The sequence below is a fragment of the Acinetobacter sp. UBA5934 genome (assembly GCF_002430855.1).
Lineage (GTDB): Bacteria > Pseudomonadota > Gammaproteobacteria > Pseudomonadales > Moraxellaceae > Acinetobacter.
On sequence record NZ_DJDC01000056.1, the window covers coordinates 394 to 4,596 of the forward strand.

At 41.1% G+C, this 4,203-nt stretch carries 5 protein-coding genes; 2 read left to right on the forward strand and 3 right to left on the reverse strand.

Going from position 1 to position 4,203, the window contains the following annotated elements; genetic code table 11:
* Window positions 1-403, reverse strand: a 403-nt coding sequence (gene thrH, locus B2Y23_RS03710) for a bifunctional phosphoserine phosphatase/homoserine phosphotransferase ThrH (protein ID WP_291369097.1), incomplete at its 3' end; no start/stop codon positions are given.
* Between the two features lie 199 nt (window positions 404-602).
* On the opposite strand from thrH, the gene B2Y23_RS03715 reads away from it, so the two are divergent.
* Together B2Y23_RS03715 and B2Y23_RS03720 are read left to right on the forward strand one after the other, a co-directional pair.
* Window positions 603-1,334, forward strand: coding sequence for a phosphoadenylyl-sulfate reductase (locus B2Y23_RS03715; protein WP_291369099.1), 732 nt, complete (start codon window positions 603-605; stop codon window positions 1,332-1,334).
* Window positions 1,335-1,507: 173 nt separating this feature from the next.
* Window positions 1,508-2,893, forward strand: a complete 1,386-nt coding sequence (locus tag B2Y23_RS03720; protein ID WP_291357559.1) for a WS/DGAT/MGAT family O-acyltransferase — start codon at window positions 1,508-1,510, stop codon at window positions 2,891-2,893.
* Window positions 2,894-2,969: 76 nt separating this feature from the next.
* On the opposite strand, the gene B2Y23_RS03725 is transcribed toward B2Y23_RS03720, so the two are convergent.
* A complete protein-coding gene (locus B2Y23_RS03725; protein WP_291357557.1) occupies window positions 2,970-3,140 on the reverse strand; it encodes a PA1571 family protein in 171 nt (56 codons plus the stop codon).
* Between the two features lie 134 nt (window positions 3,141-3,274).
* Window positions 3,275-4,203, reverse strand: a 929-nt coding sequence (locus tag B2Y23_RS03730) for a ribonuclease E/G (RefSeq protein WP_291369101.1), incomplete at its 5' end; no start/stop codon positions are given.

Consider the following 4,203-nt stretch of genomic DNA (forward strand, 5'->3'; position numbering starts at 1 on the left):
GGCGCTTCTGATCCGGCTGGCGAAGTTTATAATCGGTGATCATGCCATTTTCATCAGTTTCTAACTTGTGGCAGAAAATGGTTGGCCAATCGAGCTGCTTCATTAAAGGATGAGCAAACTCATAGAAAGTATCGGAAAGAATAATCAATTGAAAATGAGTACTCACCCATTTTACAAATTCTTTTGCACCCGGGAAGGGTCCCATATCTGCAATTACTTCCTGAATATCATTCAAGCCTAAACCGTGTTCTTTAAGAATATTCAGGCGCTGCGTCATTAACACATCGTAGTCTGGAATATCACGTGTAGTGGCTTCCAATGCTTTAATTCCAGTTTTTTTGGCAAAGTTAATCCAAATTTCTGGAACTAACACCCCCTCAAGATCAAGACATACGATTTCCATGGGTTCTCCCAATGTCAGTGAAAAATTTTGCGTTATCATAGCTTAAAAATCGACATTTCAGGTGTTGTTTTTTAAATCTATTTTATTCATAAGTATTTATTTTTTAGTGATAAGCAGATTATTTCAATTCTATTAAAATCGTTGCGAATTAAATTAATATAGGTTTTTTAAGTGTCCAAGCCTATAGCCAGGAACTGTCATGACTACAATCCCTACCATTGACATTGTCGATGCCCTTGCCTCTGAATATGCAGATAAATCTCCCAGCGAAATTCTGGAACTTGCTTTAAGTCAGGAAGGTGAAATTGCTATTTCATTTTCAGGTGCTGAAGATGTCGTTTTGATTGATATGGCTTCACATTTAGGTAAACCGTTTCGAGTCTTCAGTCTAGATACCGGTCGTTTACATGCAGAAACCTATCAATTTATCGACCAGGTCCGTAAACACTATAATATTGATATCGAAATTTGTTTCCCTGAAACAGAGGTGATGCAAAAACTGGTCACTGAAAAAGGTTTCTTTAGCTTCTATCGCGATGGTCATCAGGAATGTTGTGGTATCCGTAAAGTTCAGCCTTTACGTAAAAAGCTGGCGACATTGGATGGCTGGATTACTGGTCAACGTAAAGATCAAAGCCCGGGTACCCGTAATGAAATTCCGGTCGTCCAGGCAGATGCCGGTTTTTCAGGTCCAGGTAAGCAGTTGATTAAGTATAATCCCTTGGCAAACTGGTCGAGTTCCGATGTATGGAACTATATCCGCATGATGGAAATCCCTTATAATCCGCTGCATGAACGTGGTTTTATTTCTATTGGCTGTGAACCCTGCACCCGTCCTGTATTGCCGAATCAGCATGAACGCGAAGGTCGCTGGTGGTGGGAAGAAGCTACCCATAAAGAATGTGGTTTGCATGCAGGAAATTTAAAATAATATTTTTTTCAAAAAAACCACTGTGATTCAGTGGTTTTTTTTAACTTATGATTACACATAAAGCAGTTCATTTCTTTTTGAAAAAAGATATACTAAAAAGACGTTTTCATATAATTCTAACAAGCCTGTTCATATAAGAACAGCTACAAAATTGCAGTGAGGCATTCAACGCTATGCGTCCATTACACCCAATTGATTTTATTTTTCTGTCGCTTGAAAAACGTCAGCAACCGATGCACGTCGGCGGACTGTTCCTATTTCAAATTCCTGACAATGCACCTGATACATTTATTCAAGATCTTGTAGCGGATATTCGTAAATCCAAATGTCTTCCTGTTGCGCCTTTTAATAATAAACTCAATGGTCTATTTTGGGATGAAGACCAAGAATTCGATTTAGACCATCATTTTCGTCATATTGCGCTGCCTCATCCAGGCCGAATCCGTGAATTACTGACTTATATTTCCCAAGAACATAGCGCTCTGCTTGATCGTGCCAAACCTTTGTGGACCTGTAACATTATTGAAGGTATTGAGGGCAACCGCTTTGCCATGTACTTTAAAATCCACCATGCCATGGTGGATGGTATTGCCGGTATGCGTCTGGTTGAAAAATCCCTGTCGCATGATCCAGATGCAAAAAGTATTGTGCCACTCTGGTGTGTTGAAGGTCCTCGCGCTAAACGCATTAAAGCCCCACCTACGAGTCGCATAAAAAAAATTATGGGGACTTTAAAAGAGCAACTCGAAGCAACACCAAAAGTCATGTATGAATTATCCCAGACAATCTTTAAAGATATGGGACGTAATCCTGACTATGTTTCCAGTTTCCAGGCACCAAGCAGTATTTTAAATCAACGCGTGAGTTCTTCCCGTCGTTTTGCTGCACAATCTTTTGAATTGGGTCGCTTAAGCAGGATTGCCAAAGCACTCGGGGTGACTATTAATGATGTGGTTTTGGCCATATGTTCAGGCGCGTTGCGTGAATATTTGCTCAGTCAACATGCATTGCCGAAGAAACCGCTGATTGCGATGGTACCGGCTTCCGTGCGTGATGATAATTCTGATGTTTCTAACCGGATTACCATGATTTTGGCCAATTTAGGCACGGATAAAGAAACACCATTAGAACGTCTAAAAATTATTCGTCGTAGCGTGTTAAATGCAAAACAGCGTTTTAAACGCATGAACTCAAATCAAATTTTGAACTATAGTGCCTTGGTATATGGTGCAGCCGGCTTAAATATTGTGTCAGGCATGATGCCTAAACACCAAGCGTTCAATATCGTGATTTCTAACGTACCCGGGCCACGTGAACCGCTCTACTGGAATGGTGCGAAACTGGATGCGCTTTATCCGGCTTCAATTGTTCTGGATGGACAGGCACTTAATATTACAATGACCAGCTATTTAGATAAATTGGAAGTCGGGTTGACCGGTTGTCGCAACGCCTTACCGAAGATGCAAAACCTGCTTACCCATCTGGAAGATGAAATTCAGCGATTTGAAGATATTGTCGGGCAAGATATCCCGCCAAAGAAGTTGAGAGCGGTGAGTTAACCGCATTCCTAAAAAGTGAATAGTAAATGAATAAAGGGGCTTTTCAAAAGCCCCTTTATTTTATATTTGCAGGAGATTAATTTTTAATTGCACGACACTGATTTAATAGCTGATGGCAAGCTGAACGAATCATGGCAGCTGTAATTTGAACTTCTTTGCCCTGCTCATCCACAATATAACCACTGTGAGCTGGTTTATTTTCTAAAACATTCAAACTTTTTTTAATAATTGCTTTGCTCATACTCATGTCATACCTCTTTTTTGCTAAGCCAAAACTGGGAGATTTTGGCTTTGGCTACTGTGTATGACTAGTATTCAAAATTAAGCTTAAAAAGTAAAATTTCAGATGTAACAAGTGTTTAACGATATTCTGTTACAATTTCAGCTGAGAATGATATCGTATTGCTCTTGCGTATACAGATTTTCTACCTGAAATTTGATGATACGCCCGATAAAGTGCTCTAAATCCGCCACTGCCGGTGCTTCTGCTGTTAACAATCGGTCAATCACCGAAGGATGTGCCACCACGGTAAAACCACTTTTACTTTCAAAAGCACGCGCATATCTCAAAATTTCGCGAAAAATTTCGTAACACACTGTCTCTGCTGTTTTCACATAGCCGCGCCCCTGACACGTCGGGCACGATTCACATAATAAGTGCTCTAAAGATTCGCGCGTGCGTTTGCGTGTCATTTCCACCAGACCCAGTTCGGACACTTGCGTGATTTTGGTTTTGGCATGATCACGTTCCAGCATACGTTCAAACTGGCTCATAACTTCTTCACGATGCTGGGCTTCCTGCATGTCAATAAAGTCAATAATGATAATACCGCCCAAATTACGTAAGCGCAGCTGACGGGCAATCACCTGAGTCGCTTCCATATTGGTTTTAAATACGGTGTCTTCTAAAGTCCGGCCACCGACATAGGAACCCGTATTCACATCAATGGTGGTCATGGCTTCGGTCTGGTCTATCATCAGATAGCCACCCGACTTCAGTGCTACACGTGTTTGCAGGGCCTTCTGAATATCTTCTTCGACATTATACAAGTCAAAAATAGGACGCTCACCGGGATAGTGAACCAGTCGGTCTTGCATACTCGGCACAAACTCAAGTACAAATTCTTGCAACTTGGCATGTATTTCACGTGAATCGACAGAAATTTTAGAGGTATCGGCATTGGCCAAATCACGAATAATTCGCTGTGGTAGAGGCAGTTCCTCAAAAATCAGTGAAGGCACGGCAATGCTTTTTTGCTTGCGCTGAATAAATTCCCAAAGCTTGGCCAAATACGCCATATCCTGGGCAA

Coding starts and splice junctions, on each gene's coding strand:
- B2Y23_RS03715 (WP_291369099.1), top strand. CDS start 603: ATGACTACAATCCCTACCATTGACATTGTCGATGCCCTTGCCTCTGAA.
- B2Y23_RS03725 (WP_291357557.1), bottom strand. CDS start 3,140: ATGAGTATGAGCAAAGCAATTATTAAAAAAAGTTTGAATGTTTTAGAA.
- B2Y23_RS03720 (WP_291357559.1), top strand. CDS start 1,508: ATGCGTCCATTACACCCAATTGATTTTATTTTTCTGTCGCTTGAAAAA.